General features: G+C 70.0%; 14 protein-coding genes. 10 read left to right on the top strand and 4 right to left on the bottom strand.

Annotation, left to right across the window (positions count from 1 at the left end; genetic code table 11):
- Nucleotides 1-25 precede the first annotated feature (25 nt).
- The gene (locus tag ACIQ7M_RS29410; RefSeq protein ID WP_355762952.1) at nt 26-220 is read right to left on the bottom strand and encodes a DUF5999 family protein; all 195 of its coding nucleotides are present in this window, start codon (nt 218-220) and stop codon (nt 26-28) included.
- Nucleotides 221-471: 251 nt separating this feature from the next.
- Here ACIQ7M_RS29410 and ACIQ7M_RS29415 point away from each other — a divergent pair, with 251 nt between their 5' ends.
- Nucleotides 472-897 (top strand): DUF6299 family protein, encoded by a 426-nt coding sequence (locus tag ACIQ7M_RS29415; RefSeq protein ID WP_386987797.1) that lies wholly within the window; start codon nt 472-474, stop codon nt 895-897.
- Nucleotides 898-948: 51 nt separating this feature from the next.
- Here ACIQ7M_RS29415 and ACIQ7M_RS29420 read toward each other — a convergent pair whose 3' ends face one another.
- Entirely contained in the window at nt 949-1,083 is a 135-nt protein-coding gene (locus ACIQ7M_RS29420; RefSeq protein WP_403650056.1) for a hypothetical protein, read from the bottom strand.
- Nucleotides 1,084-1,157: 74 nt separating this feature from the next.
- Here ACIQ7M_RS29420 and ACIQ7M_RS29425 point away from each other — a divergent pair, with 74 nt between their 5' ends.
- From ACIQ7M_RS29425 to ACIQ7M_RS29450, 6 genes are all read left to right on the top strand, one after another.
- Entirely contained in the window at nt 1,158-2,333 is a 1,176-nt protein-coding gene (locus ACIQ7M_RS29425) for a DUF6183 family protein (RefSeq protein ID WP_403650059.1), read from the top strand.
- 149 nt (nt 2,334-2,482) lie between these two features.
- A complete protein-coding gene (locus ACIQ7M_RS29430) occupies nt 2,483-6,160 on the top strand; it encodes a nitrate reductase subunit alpha (RefSeq protein ID WP_403650204.1) in 3,678 nt (1,225 codons plus the stop codon).
- Between the two features lies 1 nt (nt 6,161).
- Complete coding sequence (narH, locus tag ACIQ7M_RS29435; RefSeq protein WP_403650062.1) at nt 6,162-7,904, top strand: nitrate reductase subunit beta; 1,743 nt, start codon at nt 6,162-6,164, stop codon at nt 7,902-7,904.
- Nucleotides 7,901-8,515, top strand: a complete 615-nt coding sequence (narJ, locus tag ACIQ7M_RS29440) for a nitrate reductase molybdenum cofactor assembly chaperone (RefSeq protein ID WP_355773575.1) — start codon at nt 7,901-7,903, stop codon at nt 8,513-8,515. The genes narH and narJ overlap by 4 nt, the downstream gene beginning before the upstream one ends.
- A complete protein-coding gene (gene narI / locus ACIQ7M_RS29445; protein ID WP_386981128.1) occupies nt 8,512-9,240 on the top strand; it encodes a respiratory nitrate reductase subunit gamma in 729 nt (242 codons plus the stop codon). Before narJ ends, narI begins: the two co-directional genes overlap by 4 nt.
- Complete coding sequence (locus tag ACIQ7M_RS29450; RefSeq protein WP_403650065.1) at nt 9,222-10,466, top strand: nitrate/nitrite transporter; 1,245 nt, start codon at nt 9,222-9,224, stop codon at nt 10,464-10,466. Before narI ends, ACIQ7M_RS29450 begins: the two co-directional genes overlap by 19 nt.
- A 216-nt stretch (nt 10,467-10,682) precedes the next feature.
- Here ACIQ7M_RS29450 and ACIQ7M_RS29455 read toward each other — a convergent pair whose 3' ends face one another.
- A complete protein-coding gene (locus ACIQ7M_RS29455; RefSeq protein WP_403650068.1) occupies nt 10,683-11,081 on the bottom strand; it encodes a DNA-binding protein in 399 nt (132 codons plus the stop codon).
- The gene (locus ACIQ7M_RS29460) at nt 11,078-11,326 is read right to left on the bottom strand and encodes a hypothetical protein (protein WP_403650071.1); all 249 of its coding nucleotides are present in this window, start codon (nt 11,324-11,326) and stop codon (nt 11,078-11,080) included. The genes ACIQ7M_RS29455 and ACIQ7M_RS29460 overlap by 4 nt, the downstream gene beginning before the upstream one ends.
- Nucleotides 11,327-11,525: 199 nt before the next feature.
- Between ACIQ7M_RS29460 and ACIQ7M_RS29465 the strand changes: the two genes are divergently transcribed.
- From ACIQ7M_RS29465 to ACIQ7M_RS29475, 3 genes are all read left to right on the top strand, one after another.
- Nucleotides 11,526-13,802: a DUF262 domain-containing protein gene (locus ACIQ7M_RS29465; RefSeq protein ID WP_403650074.1), complete on the top strand. Its 2,277-nt coding sequence runs from the start codon at nt 11,526-11,528 to the stop codon at nt 13,800-13,802.
- A gap of 502 nt (nt 13,803-14,304) precedes the next feature.
- Nucleotides 14,305-15,507: a serine/threonine-protein kinase gene (locus ACIQ7M_RS29470; protein ID WP_403650076.1), complete on the top strand. Its 1,203-nt coding sequence runs from the start codon at nt 14,305-14,307 to the stop codon at nt 15,505-15,507.
- 134 nt (nt 15,508-15,641) lie between these two features.
- Nucleotides 15,642-18,674: an SNF2-related protein gene (locus tag ACIQ7M_RS29475; RefSeq protein WP_403650079.1), complete on the top strand. Its 3,033-nt coding sequence runs from the start codon at nt 15,642-15,644 to the stop codon at nt 18,672-18,674.

Raw genomic sequence — 18,674 nt, forward strand, 5'->3', positions numbered from 1 at the left:
CGCGGGGCGCGGCCGGGACCGGGGATCAGGCCGCGACGGCCAGCCGCTCGGCGAACAGCCGGTGCGGAGCGACCACGCTGCCGTCGGGGAGCAGTTCACCGCTGTCGTCGAAGACGATCGCGCCGTTGCACAGGAGGTTCCAGCCCTGCTCGGGATGGGCCGAGACGATGTGCGGGGCGATGGCGTCCGCGGACGGGCACGAAGACCGGTGAGAACACATGGTGCACCTCCACGTGGGATGCGAGGAGTGTCGGCGGCGCTGTCGTCGCCCTCGCATGAATAGACCATGCGCGCGCGGCGAACTGATCGGAACACCCGGCCGTGAAGCGTGACAACACGAGGACAACTCTCGGACGTCCCCAAGACGGACGGCGTCAACTCGCCACCAAAGGGGTGATGATCACCGGCTTCGGGGCCTTGGACCGGTACCTGTTGAGCACCCTTGCAGGTCCCCGCTCCAGGAGGTTTCCCATGTTGTTCCGTCAGGCCGTCGGCGCGGCCGCCGGTGCCGCGCTGCTGCTGTTCCTCGCTCCGTCCGCCGTCGCCCTGTCCGTTTCCCCCGACGAGCTGACCGTCGACCAGACCGCCACGGTCGCCGCCGACGGCACCGTCACGCTCTCCGGCACCTACCGCTGCACGGGCGCCTCGGGTCCCGTCTTCGTCTCCTCCTCGGTGTCGCAGAGCGACCCCCGGGTCAGCCAGGGCATCGGCGGCACGACGGCACTCTGCGACGGAGCCGAGCACACCTGGACCAACACGGAGAGGCCCGCCCCCGAAACCCTCAAGGCGGGCCCGGCCCACGTCCAGGCCACCCTCATGGAACTGAGCGCCACCGGCCTCCCGCTCCCCTCGTTCCACGCGGTGCGGGACCAGGACATCACCGTCGTACAGGGCTGAGCGGGTGCGCGGGGGGCCGCCGACGGGGCGGGTCGGCGGCCCCCCGGCGGCTCACACCGGATAGGCCGTGTGGATGTTGCCGTCGCGGATGACGACCTCGACCACGCTCGTCTCCCGTCCGCTGCCGTTGATTCCGACGGGATCGTCCAGCACATGCCAGTCCGTCGGCCGGCGTCCCACGTTCATCCCCCGTCACATCGCCCACTCAACGCACTTACGCCTCAGCAAAGTTACGTGATGCCCGCTCATAGACTTCGGGCGTGAACGGCAACCAAGCAACGCCCGGCGACGACGCCTCCCATCGCCCCCTCGGGAACCTGTCCGGCGCGGCGGAGCTCAAGCTCCTGGCCGAGTCGCGCCCCGAGGAGCTGTACGAGGCCGCGCGGCGGCTGGGCCGTGAGGCGGCCGATGGGGGCTCCGCATCCGCCGCGGCCGTGCCGGCCATCGGACGCGTCGCCGACGTCCTCGCCGAGAGGCGGTCCCGGGACTGCGCGAGGTTCGCCGTGGACCTGGTGGGCCGTCTGCTGCCGGTCGGCCCCGCGGAGCGGGAGGAAGGCGACCGGCTGCGGCGATCCGTGGCCGCGAAGCTGGCCAAGACCCAGCAACTGCGCGACCTGGTGCCGCTGTTCGAGGAGCTGCCGGACGACGCCCAGGATCCTTCGACGGACGTGCGCGCCTGCCTTCTCGGGGAACTGGCGCTGATCGGCACGGGACGCGGCCGGCCCGTTCTCGATGCCTACGCGGAGCGATTGCGAGAACTGGGGCACCCGCTGGCCGCACTGCCCAGGACGCGCCTCGACGTCGAACACCGTTTCACCGTCCGCGTCCGGGGCCTCGGGTCCGTCAAGACCCCCGACCAGCTCCGGTCGCGATTCCCGGAGATCTCCCCGACCGACGGGGGTGCGGCGGCGGGACGCACGGCAGGGCGGGCCCCCGGTGGCACGCGTGCGGGGGCCGCCGCGGAACCGTTCACCGCCGGCGGATGGGCCCGTGAACCGGAGGTGCGCTTCTTCACGCTGCCGCGCCCGCTCGACCCGGACGACTTCAACATCTCCTTCGTCAGGGAACTGCCACTGGACTCCCTGGTGGGCGAGGGCGCGCACCGGGGCGGAGCCGTGTCCTGCCGGACTACGCCCGACGATGTGCTCAACACGTTGTTCGCGGCGGCGTACGACGGGGGGGTGAACGGCAGGCCGCAAGGCGGCGCGTACGCCCGCCTGTACGCCTGGAACAGTCTGTACGCGCTGCTGGGTCTGCCCGCCGACGTCCCGTTCCTGGAGGCGGTGGGGCAGGCCCTCGACCACCGTTGGCTGCGCTTCATGGCGTTCACGGACTGGTTCCACCACGACACGGCGGACGAGGGTTTCGCGGTACTGGATCCCACTCGTACACGGGTGACGGTGCTGGCCGCGACGGACACCGACGCCGACGGCTAGCGGGCGGGGCCGGCCCCACGGGGTCGGCCACCGCCCCTCACCCTTTCAGCCCCCCGCACATGCGCCCCCCACCCATGAATGGTCCGCTGGGCTGAAACCGGCCGAGAGGAGCGTCCGTGTCCGCGACCCAGGGCCGTGGTACCGGCGGGATGGACGGCACGGCCAGTGAGCTGCTGCTGCGTGGCGGGCGGTTCTTCCGGCGGGGGGAGACCTCCGCCGATCTGCGCACGCTCTCCAAGGAGGGCGGCCGCGACGGTGACGTCTTCTACCGGGACCGGTGGAGTCACGACAAGGTCGTGCGCTCCACGCACGGGGTCAACTGCACCGGTTCCTGCCGGTGGAAGGTGTACGTCAAGGACGGCATCATCACCTGGGAGACACAGGAGACGGACTACCCGAGCGTCGACCCGGACCGCCCCGAGTACGAGCCGCGCGGCTGTCCGCGCGGGGCCGCGTTCTCCTGGTACACCTACTCGCCGACGCGGGTGCGCTACCCGTACGTCCGCGGGGTGCTCCTGGAGATGTACCGGGAGGCGAGGGCGCGCACCGGCGACCCGGTCACCGCGTGGGCCGACCTCCAGGCGGACCCCGAGCGCCGCGGACGCTACCAGCGGGCCCGGGGCAAGGGCGGCCTGGTGCGGGCGAGCTGGGACGAGGCCGTGGAGATGGCCGCCGCAGCGTACGTCCACACCATCAGGACGTACGGCCCCGACCGCGTCGCCGGGTTCTCGCCGATCCCCGCGATGTCCATGGTCTCGCACGCCGCCGGCGCCCGGTTCCACTCGCTGATCGGCGCCCCCATGCTGTCCTTCTACGACTGGTACGCCGATCTGCCGGTCGCCTCCCCGCAGGTCTTCGGCGACCAGACGGACGTCCCCGAGTCGGGGGACTGGTGGGACGCGGCGTACCTGATGATGTGGGGCACCAACGTGCCGGTGACCCGGACCCCGGACGCCCACTGGATGGCCGAGGCGCGCTACCGGGGCCAGAAGGTCGTCGTGGTGTCCCCGGACTACGCCGACAACACGAAGTTCGCCGACGAGTGGCTGCACCCCCACCCCGGCACCGACGGGGCGCTGGCCCTCGCGATGGGCCACGTCGTCCTCAAGGAGTTCTTCGTCGACCGGCAGGTGCCCTTCTTCACGGACTACGTCCGGCGGTTCACCGACCTGCCGTTCCTCGTCACCCTGCGGGAGCACGAAGGACGTCACGTCCCCGACAAGTTCCTCCGTGCCTCCGACCTCGGGGACACCGCCGAGGGCGCGGAGTGGAAGACGGTCGTCCTCGACGACAGCACCGGCCGGCCGGAGGTTCCCGGCGGGTCGCTCGGCTTCCGCTGGACCGAGTCGGGCGCGGGCCGGTGGAATCTGGAACTCGGGGACCTGGAACCCCGCCTCTCGCTGCACGGACGGGAGGACGCCGTACCGGCCGAGGTGCTGCTGCCCCGCTTCGACACCGACGGCGGGCCGCACGGCCAGGGCAGCGGGGCGGTCCGCGCCGCCGGTGTCCCCGCGATGCGCGTCGGCGGCCGGCTGGTGACGACCGTGTACGACCTGCTGCTCGCCCAGTACGGCGTCGGCCGCGACGGTCTGCCCGGCACCTGGCCCCGGGGTTACGACGACGCCTCCGTCCCCTGCACGCCCGCCTGGCAGGAGGTCCACACGTCCGTCCCGGCCGCGGCGGTCGTCCGTACCGCACGGGAGTTCGCGGACACCGCCGAGCGGTCCCGGGGCCGCTGCATGATCCTCATGGGCGCCGGCACGAACCACTGGTTCCACTCCGAGACGATCTACCGCGCCTTCCTCGCCCTCCTCCAGCTCACCGGCTGCCAGGGCCGCAACGGCGGCGGCTGGGCGCACTACGTCGGCCAGGAGAAGTGCCGCCCGCAGACCGGCTGGGCCACGCTCGCCGCGGCGTCCGACTGGTCGCGTCCGCCGCGCCAGGCGATCGGCACCGCCTACTGGTTCCTCAACACCGACCAGTGGCGCTACGACCACTACCGCGCCGACACCCTCGCCTCCCCGCTCGGCAGCGGGGCCTTCGAAGGGATGACCGCCGCCGACTGCCTCGCCCAGGCGACCCGTTCGGGATGGATGCCCTCCTACCCGACGTTCGACCGCAACCCGCTCGACCTGTGCGACGAGGCGGGCGACCGGGACCCGGCCGCATACGTGGTGGACCAACTCCGCGAGGGGAAGCTGGGGTTCGCGGGGGAGGACCCCGACGCTCCCGCCAACTGGCCGCGCGTCGTCACCCTTTGGCGGGCGAACCTGCTGGGCTCGTCGGCGAAGGGCGCCGAGTACTTCCAGAAACACCTCCTCGGCACCACCAACTCGCTCGGCGCCGAGGAGGCCGCCCCCGAGGAGCGTCCGCGCGACGTGCGCTGGCACGAGAAGGCACCCGAGGGAAAGCTCGACCTGCTGCTGTCGCTGGACTTCCGCATGACCTCCTCCACCCTCATGTCGGACATCGTCCTGCCGGCCGCCACCTGGTACGAGAAGCACGACCTGTCCAGCACGGACATGCATCCCTACGTGCACTCCTTCACCCCGGCCGTCGATCCGCCCTGGCAGGCCCGCACCGACTTCGCCGCCTTCCACGCCCTCGCCCGGTCCTTCTCCACGATGGCGGCGAAGCATCTCGGGGTGCGCCGCGACCTCGTCGCCACCGCCCTCCAGCACGACACCCCCGACGAGACCGCCCAGCCCGGGGGTATCGCGCTGGACTGGCGGCGCGGTGAGTGCGAGCCCGTACCGGGGAAGACCATGCCCCGACTGACCGTGGTGGAGCGGGACTACGGCGCCGTCGGCGAGAAGATGGCCACCCTCGGCCCGCTGGCGGAGAAGCTCGGCCTGCCGGTCAAGGGCATCGCCTTCGACGTGGCGGAGGAGGTGCGGCTGCTCGCCGACCGGCACGGAGTCCGCAGGTCGGGACCGGCCGCGGGACGGCCGCTCCTCGACACCGCCGTCAAGGCGGCGAACACCATCCTCGCCCTGTCCGGAACCACCAACGGCCACCTCGCCACCCAGGGCTTCCACACCCTGGAGCGCCGCACCGGACAGCCGATGGCCCACCTCGCCGCCGAGCACGAGGGCAAGCGCGTCACCTACGCCGACACCCAGGCGGCACCCGTGCCGGTCATCACCTCCCCGGAGTGGTCCGGCAGCGAGGCGGGCGGGCGCCGCTACACCGCCTTCACCCTCAACACCGAGCACGCCAAGCCCTGGCACACCCTCACGGGACGCCAGCACTTCTTCCTCGACCACGACTGGATCCACGAACTCGGCGAGGCACTGCCCGTCTACCGGCCGCCCCTCGACATGCGGCGGCTCTTCGGGGACCGGGTCTCCACCGGCGACGACGGCCAGGCGGAGGTGACCGTCCGCTATCTCACCCCGCACAGCAAGTGGTCCATCCACTCCGAGTACCAGGACAACCTCCTCATGCTGTCGCTCTCCCGCGGCGGCCAGAACATCTGGATGTCCCCGCAGGACGCCGGGACGATCGGCGTGCGCGACAACGACTGGATCGAGGCGGTCAACCGCAACGGCGTCGTCGCGGCCCGCGCGGTCGTCAGCCACCGCATGCCGCGCGGGACCGTGTACATGCACCACGCGCAGGACCGCGTCATCGCCACGCCCAGGACACAGACGACGGGCAAGCGCGGCGGGACACACAACTCCCTCACCCGGCTGCTGCTCAAACCGACCCATCTCATCGGCGGATACGCCCAGTTGAGCTGGGCGTTCAACTACCTGGGGCCGACGGGCAACCAGCGCGACGAGATCACGGTCATCCGGCGCCGCACCGAACCGGTGGAGTACTGACATGCGCGTCATGGCACAGATCGCGATGGTCATGAACCTCGACAAGTGCATCGGCTGCCACACCTGCTCCGTCACCTGCAAACAGGCGTGGACCAACCGCGGCGGCGTGGAGTACGTGTGGTTCAACAACGTCGAGACCCGCCCCGGGCAGGGATACCCGCGCCGCTACGAGGACCAGGAGACGTGGAAGGGCGGCTGGGAGCTCAACAGACGCGGCCGGCTGAGACTCAAAGGCGGCGGCCGCTTCTCGAAGCTCGCCCACATCTTCTCCAACCCCAAACTGCCCACCATCAACGACTACTACGAGCCGTGGACGTACGAGTACGCCAACCTCGTCGACGCCCCCCTCGGCGACGACATCCCCGTCGCGCAGCCGCGCTCGCTGCTGAGCGGCAAGCCCATGAAGATCGAGTGGAGCGCCAACTGGGACGACAACCTCGGCGGCGTCGGTGAACACGGCGCACTCGACCCGATGGTGGCGAAGGTCCGTGAACAGGCCTCGGAGAAGGTGAAGTTCGCGTTCGAGCAGACCTTCATGTTCTACCTGCCGCGGATCTGCGAACACTGTCTGAACCCGTCCTGCGTCGCCTCGTGCCCGTCCGGCGCGATGTACAAGCGGCAGGAGGACGGCATCGTCCTCGTCGACCAGGACCAGTGCCGGGGCTGGCGCATGTGCGTGACCGGCTGCCCGTACAAGAAGGTCTACTTCAACCACCGCACCGGCAAGGCCGAGAAGTGCACGCTGTGCTACCCGCGCCTCGAAGTCGGCCTGCCCACCGTCTGTTCCGAGACCTGCGTCGGACGGCTGCGCTACCTCGGCGTCATGCTCTACGACGCCGACAAGGTCCTGGAAGCCGCCTCCGTCCCCGACGACACCGACCTGTACGAGGCCCAACTCGGCGTGTTCCTCGACCCCGAGGACCCCGTCGTCCGCCGGGAGGCCGAACGCGCCGGCATCGCCGAGGACTGGATCGACGCGGCCCGCCGCTCGCCCGTCCACGCGCTCATCAGCAAGCACAGAGTGGCGCTGCCGCTCCATCCGGAGTACCGCACGATGCCGATGGTCTGGTACATCCCGCCGCTCTCTCCCGTCGTCGAGGCCCTCACCGCGACCGGCTTCGACGGGGAGGACGCCGGCAACCTCTTCGGCGCCATCGACACCCTGCGCATCCCCCTGGAGTACCTCGCCGAACTGTTCACCGCCGGCGACACCGCTCCCGTACGGGCGTCGCTGGAGAAGCTCGCCGCGATGCGCGGCGCGATGCGCCCCGGGCTGCTCGCCGGCGACCTCTCCGGACCGGCCCCCGTCGACGAGGGGATCGCCCGGTCGGTCGGCATGTCCGGCGAGGAGATGTACGCGACGTTCCGGCTGCTGGCCCTCGCCAAGTACGAGGAGCGGTACGTGATCCCCACCGCCGCGGTCGGCGACGCACGACGTCTGGAGGAGTCCGTCCTGCCCGACGAGTGCAGTCTCGACTACGCGGGCGGGCCCGGGATGGGCGGCTCCGGCCCCTACGGCGAAGGGTCCGGCGAGTCGCCGCCGATGTCCGTGGAGAACTTCCACGTGCTGCGCGACCGCCAGACCGCCGACGCGCCCGCCGATCCCGCCCGCAGCCGCGTCAACCTCCTCAACTGGGACGGCCGGGGCCACCCCGCCGGACTGTTCCCCCGCCGGAACGGCGCGAACGGCCAGGACGCCGAGGACGCGCACGACGACGAGGAGTACGAGGAGGAGGAGAGATGACCACCCCGCACGCCGTCGTCCACGCGGCGGTCGCCCGCTGCCTGGTCTACCCCGACGACGAGTTCCACGCCGGGCTGGCTGTCCTGCGCGCGGCCCTGGACGAACAACCCGGCCCGGGAAGAGGGGAGGTGCGAGCCTTCCTCGACCACGTGGACGGCACGGGGCCCGACCGGCTCCGGCAGGACTACGTCCGGACGTTCGACTTCTCCGGCCGCCGCTGTCTGTACCTCACCTGGTGGACCGACGGCGACACCCGCCGCCGCGGCCGGTCCCTGGTGCGCTTCAAGGAGATCTACCGGGAGCACGGCTGGGAGTACGCGGACACCCGCGAACTCCCCGACTTCCTCCCGGCCGTCTGCGAGTTCTCCGCCCTCACCGGCACCGACACCCTCCTGCGCGAGCACCGCCCGGCGCTGGAACTGCTGCGCCTCGCCCTCGTCGAGGCCGCCTCGCCGTGGGCCGGAGTCCTTCGGGCACTCGTCGCCACCCTTCCCGGCGCCTCGCCCCGCGACCGGGCCGCCGCCCAGGCGATGGCCCGCAACGGACCGCCGCGCGAGGACGTGGGGCTCGCCCCGTTCGGCACCCCGCTGCTGGAGGTCGTTTCCCGATGAGCCTCGCCGACAGCCTCCTGTGGACGGCGATGCCGTACATCACGATCGTCCTGCTCGTCGGCGGGATCATCTGGCGCCACCGCTACGACAAGTTCGGCTGGACCACCCGCTCCTCGCAGCTCTACGAGTCGAGGCTGCTGCGGATCGGGTCCCCGATGTTCCACTACGGCATCCTCTTCGTGCTCGCCGGCCACCTCGTCGGACTGTTCGTCCCGGACTCCTGGACCAGCGCGCTCGGGGTGAGCGAGACCGCGTACCACTACCTCTCGCTCTCCACGGGCACGATCGCGGGCCTCGCCACCGTCGCCGGCATCGCGCTGCTGATCTACCGCCGCCGCACCAACGGGCCGGTCTTCCTCGCCACCACCCGCAACGACAAGCTCATGTACGTCGTCCTGCTCGCCGCCATCCTCATGGGCATGATCGCCAAGCTCACGCACGCGGGAGGCCACGGGTACGACTACCGCACCACCATCGCCCCCTGGCTGCGCAGCGTCTTCACCCTGCGCCCGGACTACGCGCGGATGGACGGCGTGCCGGTGACCTACCAGATCCACATCGTCATCGGCTGCGTCCTCATCGCCCTCGTCCCGTACACCCGGCTGATCCACATGTTCAGCGCCCCCGTGCAGTACCTCTTCCGCCCCTACATCGTGTACCGCAGCCGTGAACGCGGTCAGCTCGGCACCCGTCCCGAGCGGCCCGGATGGGAGCGAGTGCAGTGACCTCCCGGAGCGCCGCCCCGACGGCGCCGACCCCCGCGGTGCCCGGCGCCGCCTACCGCAACCTCGTCGTCGCCACGATCGGCTTCGCCATCACCTTCTGGGCGTGGAACCTCATCTCGCCGATCGCCACTCCGCTGGGCGAGAAGCTCTCGCTGAGCTCCTTCCAGCAGTCGCTGATGGTCGCCGTCCCCGTGCTCGTGGGCTCGCTCGGCCGGGTGCCCGTCGGCGCGCTCACCGACCGCCTCGGCGCGAAGATCATGTTCCCGCTCGTCACCGCGCTGACCATGGTGCCCGTCCTGCTGCTCACCGTCGTGAAGGACTCCTACGCGGGCCTCCTCGTCGTCGGATTCTTCCTCGGCCTGGGCGGCACGACCTTCGCGATCGGCGTCCCCCTCGTCAACTCCTGGTTCCCGCCCGCGCGGCGCGGCTTCGCCGTCGGGGTGTTCGGCGCGGGCATGGGCGGCGTCGCCCTCTCCGGCTACTTCACCCCCCGCATCTACAAGCACGGCGAGAACCTGCCGTTCGTGGTGCTGGCCATCGGCCTGGCCGTCATGGCCGTCGTGGAGTACTTCCTGCTCGCCGACCGCCCCGACCGCGTGGTCCCCACCACCTCGCTGGGGAAACGGCTGGGTGACGCCGGGCGTCTGCGGGTCACCTGGGAACTCGCGGCCCTGTACGCGATCGGGTTCGGCGGCATCGTCGCGTTCGGCGTCTACCTGCCGACCTACCTCAAGACCTGGTACGACCTGTCGCCCACCGACGCCGGCACCCGGGCCGCCGGTTTCGCGCTCGTCACGGTCGTCTTCCGCCCGATCGGCGGCTGGCTCTCCGACCGCGTCCACCCCGCCGTCGTCACCTCCTGGGCCCTCGGCGTCGTGGGGATCATGGCCGTGTGCCAGGCGTTCGAACCCCACCTCGTCCCGGGGGGAACGGTCTTCCTCCTCGTGATGGCTGCCGGCCTCGGCACCTCCAGCGGCAGCGTCTTCGCGATGGTCGCGCGGGTCACGCCACCGCCGAAGGTCGGCAGCGTCACCGGCATCGTCGGCGCGATGGGCGGACTCGGCGGCTTCGTCCCGCCCCTCGTCATGGGAGCCGTCTACAGCGCCAAGAGCTCCTACGCCATCGGCTTCATGCTGCTCTCCGACCTCGCCCTGGCCGGCTGCGTCTACGCCTTCGGGCGCATGCGCGACGCGGACCGGGCCCGCACCGCACACGAGGCCGCCTGAGCCCCGAGCCCTCCGGAGCGAGTGGGTGCGAATCCCCGGGTGAGCCGGTCGCCGCGATCTGCTCAGCCCTGTCCGGGGTCAGACCCCGGATCTGTGACTCCAGGACGCCGAACACGCGGAACGCAGGTTTCTCGGCGTCGAGCTGTGGTTCCGGTCATCAACAAGGTCACGCCGGTCAGGAAGTGCTGGAGTCCTGCTGGAACACGGTGGTGCGAGTCAAACCTTTTCGACGGTTACGCGAGGGTGGTCAGCGGTGAGGGTGGCGATGTCTTCGACGTCGGACGTCAGGATCGTGACGCGGCCTGACGGGGAGAGCACGGTGGCGCAGAGCATGGCGTCGATGGCGTACTTGTGGCCGTGCAGCCCGGCTGCGCGCAGCAGTGCGGCAGCGGACTGGGCGAGGGCAGGGGTGACGGGCTCCACCCGTAGTCGGGAGAGCGTCCATTTCAGGGCGGCGTCGTTGATTCGCGGGTGGATGGCCTCGACCGGCACGGCGGCCGAGGTGATCACTGGAAGGCCGGCGTCGCGGGCGCCGGTGAGCCACTCGTGGACCTCGCAGTCGCGTTGCACAGCCTTGGCCAAGCCCTCGCTGTCCAGGATGAGCGCGCCGCTCACGCGGCCGCCCCGGCGTCGGTGGAGGGTCTGCCGGTGAGTCTGGCCCGCTTGGCCGCGACGGCCTCCGGGTCGGCGGGGCCGTGCATCTTGTCGAAGTCGGCGATCAGCTCGTCCAGGTTGTCGCGCAGGACAACACCGATGTACCGGTCATCGCCAAGCGTCTGTCGGTCTGGTTCCCCGTTTCTGACGTTCGACGTTGTGGGGTGGGGGACGAGAAGAGGTTCCGAAAGCGGCGCCGGCTCCATGTATTCCGTCGGGCAGACTGATCCCGTCCTTGACGTCGAGCAGCCCGCTCTCATGGGCGAGGAACTCCCGGTCGTGGTCGAACAGATGAGGCCGGAAGGGTCTGGTAGACCTCGTCCGCGTGGTAGAAACCTGATGCTGTTCCCGCGCCATGACCGCTTTCGCCGACCAGTTGCCCTTGGACGTTAGGAGCCCTCGGCTGTGCCACCCACTTTGTATCGCGACACTGGTTACACGCTCCGGCACCTAATCGAGAACATCGAAGGCGGTCGTATCGGATTACCGGACATTCAACGCCCGTTCGTCTGGTCTGCGGCGAAGACCCGGGACCTCTTCGACTCGATGTATCGGGGCTATCCGATCGGCACCCTGATGTTCTGGGAGACCGGCGCTGAGGTTGGGACGCGGCAGATCGGAACGGAAGCCGGCGATCGGGCGCCTCAGCTGTTGGTCGTTGACGGGCAGCAACGGCTCACCGCCCTGTTCACCGTTCTCACCGGGCGCAAGATCGTCACCAAGTCTTTCGACGAGATCAACGTTCGCATCGCGTTCCACCCGGAGGACCAGACGTTCGAGGTCACGGACGCGGCGATCGAGCGTGACGCCCACTTCATTCCGGACATCACCGCGCTCTGGGCCCAAGGTGGTTACAAGCCCACCGTCCGGCAGTTCTTCCAACGGCTCGAACAGGCCGGCGGCCAGCCCTTGTCGGACGCTGCCAAGGACGAACTCGAAGAACGCGTGGACAGGGTCCGGGACCTGCACGAGTTCCGCTTCCAGGTTGTGGAGCTGGGCGCTTCGGCCGACGAGGAGCAGGTCGCCGACATCTTCGTGCGCATCAACTCCGAAGGCGTGAAGCTCAACCAGTCCGACTTCATCCTCACCCTGATGTCAGTGCATTGGGAGAAGGGCCGCCGCCAGCTCGAGGACTTCAGCCGCGCCGCGGTGGTCGCAGGGCTTCCCGGTCCGAGCCCTCGAAACACCTTTTTGGACCCCAGCCCGGACCAACTCCTGCGCGTAGCAGTTGCTGTCGCCTTCCGGCGTGCCCGGCTGCAGCACGTCTATAGCGTCCTACGAGGAAAGGACCTTGAAACCGGCAAGGTCACCGCCGCTCGACGGCAGGAGCAGTTCGACCGGCTTGCCCAAGCGCACACGAAGGTCCTGGACCTGACCAGCTGGCACGAGTTCTTCCAGTGCGTCACGGCGGCCGGCTTCCGCAGTCGCAAGATGATCACCTCCGACAACGCCCTGCTGTACAGCTACACGATCTGGCTGATCGGGCGCCACGACTTCGGGCTGACGGCCGATGAACTCCGTCCCGTGATGGGACGGTGGTTCTTCATGGCGCACACCACCGGTCGGTACTCCAACTCACCGGAGTCGCAAATGGAGTTCGACCTGGGACGGATCGGCAGTCTGCCGCCAGGTGACGGCCGGGCCTTCACCGCGGAACTCGACCGGATCATCGCAGCGAACTTCACCGGCGACTACTGGGACATCTCTCTGCCGAACCGGCTGGACACATCCTCGTCGCGTTCACCGGTGCTGTTCGCCTACCAGGCTGCGCTCAACATCCTCGACGCCGAAATGCTCTTCGGCGACCAACGAATCCGTGATCTGCTGGACCCCTCGGTCCAACCCGCCAAGGCTGTCGACCGGGACAACCTGTTCCACCGCAAGGTGCTCGCCGGACTGGGTGTCACAGACCGGCGCCAAGTCAATGCCATCGCCAACATGGCCTACGTGACGTGGCCGGCAGGCGAGCTGTCCAACACCGACGCACCACATGACTACTGGCCGAGGATCACGGACGCGATGGACCCGGAGGTGCTCGAGCGGCAGGTGCGGTGGCACGCGCTCCCGGTCGGCTGGGAACAGCTCGACTATTCCACCTTCCTGGAACGGCGGCGCCAGCTGATCGCCAAGGTCGTGCGGAAAGCGTTCGAAACCCTCACGGGGGAACGCCCTGCGTACGTCCCGACCACCCCGGCCGACATGATCGCCGCCGGCGAGTCCCAGGGCATCGAGTTCAAGGCCAGTGCCCGCTGGAATGTGTACACCCGGCAGGCCGACAAGTCCCTACGGCACAACATCGTCAAGGCCGTCTGCGGCTTCCTGAACGGCGAGGGCGGAAACCTGTACATCGGTGTCGCCGACGACGGAACCGTCCTCGGCGTCGAGAACGACCTCGCCACTCTGGAGTCGCAGGCCAGCGTCGACGGGTATGAGCTCTTCGTACGCCAACTGCTCGACAGCAGCCTGTCGACCCCGACAGCGACCACCGTCCGCGTACACTTCCCCGAGATTTCTGGCAATGTCGTCTGTCAGATCAGCGTTGCGGCGGCAGGTAAGCCGGTGTTCGCCAAGCCCGCCAAGGGCGGCGACGGCGCCACCGACTTCTGGGTCCGGGTCGGCAACGCCACCAAGCAACTCCACGGCGATGACCTCCTGCGCTACCAGGAGGAACACTGGGGATGAGCGTTCCTATGGCAAGCCCTCCGACCGGAGGGAATGACCTCGGGCCTGTCCCTGGTGTAGACCACGTTCCGGTCGCCGCCGAGAGTCTTGGGAGTCGTACTCACCAGACGGTGTGGCGACTCCGCAGGTGGAAGCCCGTTCGACCGGTCCGCGCCGATATACCGCGGAGTACAAGGCGAGGGTCCTCGTGTTCTCAAGGCGAGCCCTGACGCCGGCCCGCCCAGGTCACGCTCGTTCGAGGAGTCGATCGCGTCACGGCTGGCCCGATCGGCTGGGAAACGGGGGACGACCTGCGACTGCTTTGTGTCGCGAGTGACGGTGGAGGGGCGCTGCGCGCCCGCCGTCCGTTCCTTCGCGTGGCTGGACGAACGCCGGGCTCCTCGCCGGACGCTCACATACACTGCCGGTGCGCCGTCGGGCTGGTGGCCGCCTCGGGTGGCGTGGAGATCCGCCGACCGGCAGCGCACACCGGCCGGCGCAGCACAGGGGAGGTTCGCAAGCCGTGGAGCCATTGAGGGACGACGATCCGCGGGCCATCGGTGTGTACACGCTCGCGTGCCGGCTGGGCGCCGGAGGCATGGGGCAGGTCTACCTCGGGGAGTCACCGGCCGGCCAGTTGGTCGCGGTGAAGGTCATCAAGCCGTCGGTGCTCGACGAGGACAGCAGGGCTCGGTTCCTGCTCGAAGTGGACAGTCTCAGGACGGTGTACGGGCCGTTCATCGCGTCCTTCGTCGCCGCCGACGCCCGAGCGGAACGCCCCTGGCTGGCCGTCGAGTTCGTCCCCGGACCCGACCTCCTGGCACACGTCGCCGAGCGGGGGCCGCTGCCGCTCGTGGAGACGGCCAGCCTCGGGGCGCTGCTCGCCGAGGGGCTCGGGACCGTGCACGAGGCGGGGCTGCTGCACCGTGACCTCAAGCCGCAGAACATCCTGCTCTCACCGTCCGGTCCCAAGGTGATCGACTTCGGTCTCGCGGTGCTGGCCGAGCGGCGCTCCACGCTCACCGCGACCGGCGTGGTTGTGGGCTCCGTGCTCTGTATGCCGCCGGAGCAGACGCAGGGCGGGCAGCTCCTCGACCGGGCCGCGGACGTATATGCCCTGGGCGCGGTCCTGCTGTACGCGGCCACCGGCCACTACCCCTACACCGGCACCAGCTGGCAGGCGATCGCCCGCCGGATCGAGGACCCGGACGTTCCTCCGGACCTGAGCGGGCTGCCTTTCCAGCTGAAACCGCTACTCTCCTCGATGCTCGCCCTCGATCCCGCCTACCGGCCGACGCTGCCCCAGATCACCGAGCAGCTCGTGCGGGTCATCGCGGAGCAGGGGCTGACCGCCGTGCGGGCCAAGCGCCGGCTCACGGCGCTGACCCCCGAGGCCGCCCTGCCCGAGCTGCCGCTGCCGCCCGAGCCTCCGGAGCTCCCGGAGACCCGGCGCGGTTACACCCCGACCGTGGTGGACGTCGCCGTACGAGAGGACGACGAGGTTCCACCGCAGGGGGAGAACGCTTCAGATGGCGAGGGTGCGGACGAGGACGAAGACGCGGCCTCGGACGGCGAAACGCTCGCCGACGGCGGCGGTCCGTCCGCCGCATCCACCCCGCAGAGGCCCGAAGGAAACCGTCCCGCCCGGCGGGGTGTCCGGCTCTCCGCGCCGCTGCGGATCGCCGAGGAGCTGCGGGCCGCCTACGCGAGCGACGCCCGCTTCTGAGGAACGCCCACACCCGCCCCCGGCGAAAACTCCGTCCCTCCGGGATTCCCGCATGGCCCGCGTACGCCGCGTGAAAGACTCGGGACGTACGAAGCGGACCGTATTTCCCGGCACGGACAACGGAGTGACCACGGGTGACAGAGCAGGGGCAGAATCGGTTTCCACCCGGGGCCCAGATCCTCGTCCGGGACGAGGAGTGGCTGGTCAGGATCGCGCGGCGGACCGACCACGACGGTGACCGCATTGAGGCCATCGGCGTCTCGGAGTTCGTCCGGGACGAGGAGGCGGTGTTCTTCACCGGCATCGACACGGTCGAGCTGCTGGAACCGGAGAAGACGCGTCTGGTCCCCGACACGTCCTCCTATTTCCGCCGCGGACGGCTCTTCCTCGAAGCGGTGCTGCGCAAGACGCCGCTGCCGCAGACCGAGCGCGGGCTCGCCCTGGCCGACCGTTTCCTCCTCGACCCGCTGCCCTACCAGCAGCGCCCCGCGGAGCTCGCCCTGTCGATGCGCAACCTCCGCCCCCGCATCCTGATCGCCGACGTCGTCGGTCTCGGCAAGACCCTCGAAATAGGGCTCACCCTCGCCGAGCTGATCCGCCGGGGCCGTGGCGAGCGCATTCTCGTCGTGACCCCGCAGAGCGTCCTGGAACAGTTCCAGCACGAACTGTGGACGCGGTTCTCGATCCCCCTGGTGCGGCTCGACTCGCTGGGCATCCAGCGCATCCAGCGCGAGATCCCCGCGGGCCGCAATCCGTTCACCCACTACAAGCGCGTCATCATCTCCGTCGACACGCTCAAGAACATCGGCCAGTACCGGCACCACCTGGAGCGTATCCAGTGGGACGCGGTCGTGATCGACGAGTCGCACAACCTGATCAACCAGGGCAGCCAGCGCCGGGCCCTGGCCGAGACGCTCACCCCGCGCACCGACGCCCTGCTCCTGGCCAGCGCCACCCCGCACAACGGCGACAAGCGCTCCTTCGCCGACCTGGTGTCCCTGCTCGACCCCGCCGCCATCGTGGACCGCGATCACTACGATCCGGCGAAGGACCTCGGGCACCTCTTCATCCGGCGCACGAAGATCAGCCCCGAGGTCCGCAACGGCATCGGCAAGGAGTGGGCGGACCGGGGCCCCACCCGCTCGCTGCGCTGCGCGGCCAACGAGGCCGAGGAGCGGATCTTCGCCGAGCTCGCCGAGCACTGGCTGCCCGCGCCGTCCACCAGCACCGAGTTCGGTACGGCGGACCAGGAGCGGACCTCGGTGAGCACCGATCCGCTCTTCGCGTACAACGTCCTCAAGACGTTCCTCTCCTCCCACAAGGCGCTGGCAGAGCTGGTCGACCGACGCGTCAAGGCGCTGGCCAAGCGGGTGGCGGACGCGGTGGCCGAAGGCAGGCGGCCCGACCCCGCGATCGACGGTGAGCAGGCCGCCCTGGCCCGGCTGCGCACCCTCGTCGGCTCGATGGGTGACGGCAGCGCCCCGGGGGACTCGACGAAACTGGACGCCCTCGTCGAGCAGTTGGAACAGATCGGCGTGAAGCCGGGCAGCGACATGCGAGCGGTGATCTTCTCCGAGAGGGTCGAGACGCTCACCTGGCTGGCCGCGAAGGTCCCCGAACGCCTCGGCTTCACCCCCGGCAAGGACGGCGGCCACGCGGCCGTGCGCGTCATGCACGGTGGCGTCGTCGAGGAACAACAGCGCGTGATCCGCGAGGAGTTCAGCCTCGCCGGCTCGCCGGTGCGGCTGCTGTTCGCCGGCGACGTCGCCTCCGAGGGCGTCAACCTGCACCGCCAGTGCCACCACCTGATCCACTACGACATCCCCTGGTCGCTGATCCGCATCGAGCAGCGCAACGGACGCATCGACCGCTACGGACAGCGCCACGAGCCGGAGTTCCGGGCGCTGATCCTCACTTCAGGACAGCCGGGCGCCAAGGACGACAGGACCGTCGCCGAGAAGCTCCTCGTCCGCGAGGAGGAGGCCCACAAGCTGAGCGGCACGGCGGAGGCGGAGACCGGCTACTACCGCGCCGACGAGGAAGAACGCCGTCTCATCAAGGAGCTGATGGCGGGCGGCACGGTCGAGGAGTTCCTCGACTCCGCGCCCGCCGCGGACGACACCGACCTGGCCGGACTGTTCGGCCAGGTGGACACCATCACCGAGGAGGAGCTGCCGGACCGCGCCGAAGTCCCCTCCCTGTTCGACGGTGACACGGCGGCCTTCGTCGCCACGGCGTTCGAGGAGCTGTACGAGGACCACGCCGAGGACGTCATCGGTCTGTCCCGCAGCAAGGACGCCGATCACCGCCCGTACTTCTCCCTCTCGCCGGACAAGGCCCCCGACCTGCTGCGCCGCCTGAAGGCCCTGCCGCCTTCCTACCTGAAGGAGCAGGGCGTGGCCGAACGGATGATCCTCTCCTTCGACCGCGGCCTCGCCCAGGACAAGCTGACCGAGGCCCGTGAGGCGACGGACACCATCTGGCCCACGGTCTCGTATCTGAGCGACATCCATCCGGTGGTGGAGTGGCTCACGGACAAGGTGCTGGTGCAGTTCGGGCGGCAGGAGGCGCCGGTGATCACCTCCCCACACGTGGAGCACCCGACCTTCCTCATCCAGGGCATCTACTCCAACGCGCTGGGCCGCCCCACCGTCGTGCGGTGGATGGCCGTCAGCGCCGACCCCGGGGCTCCGGTGGGCGAGATGACCGATGCCCTGCGCGCGGCGAAGGTCCGCCCCGACCTCGCCCGCACCGGCGACCCGCGCGACCTCGCGCACCTGCAGTCCCTGGTGCCCGCCGCGGTGGCGCGAGCCCGCGAGCACCTGGAGCGGTACAAGGAGGAGTGGGCGCAACAGATCAGCGTCCCGCTCGCCGAGTACCGCAAGCGCCTGACCGACTGGCGTCAGGAGTCCCTGGACGCACTGTCCGGTGAGAGCACCCGGCGCAAGCGGCAGGTCGAGAAGACGGCGGGCGACCAGGCGGACCTCCTCGACCAGTTGCAGACCACCGGACTCCCGCTGTTGCGCGTCCTCGCGGTCCTGGACCGGCCCGCCCCGGACGGCGCGCCCTACGAGGCCTCGGACGAATCCCGCGAGAACGGCACCCCTGATCGCGAGACCCCCGATCACGGAACCCCCGACCACGCCTTCGACCCGGCGGAGAACTGA

Origin of the sequence: Streptomyces sp. NPDC096324 (genome assembly GCF_044763015.1) — a bacterium.
Classification (GTDB): Bacteria; Actinomycetota; Actinomycetes; order Streptomycetales; family Streptomycetaceae; genus Streptomyces.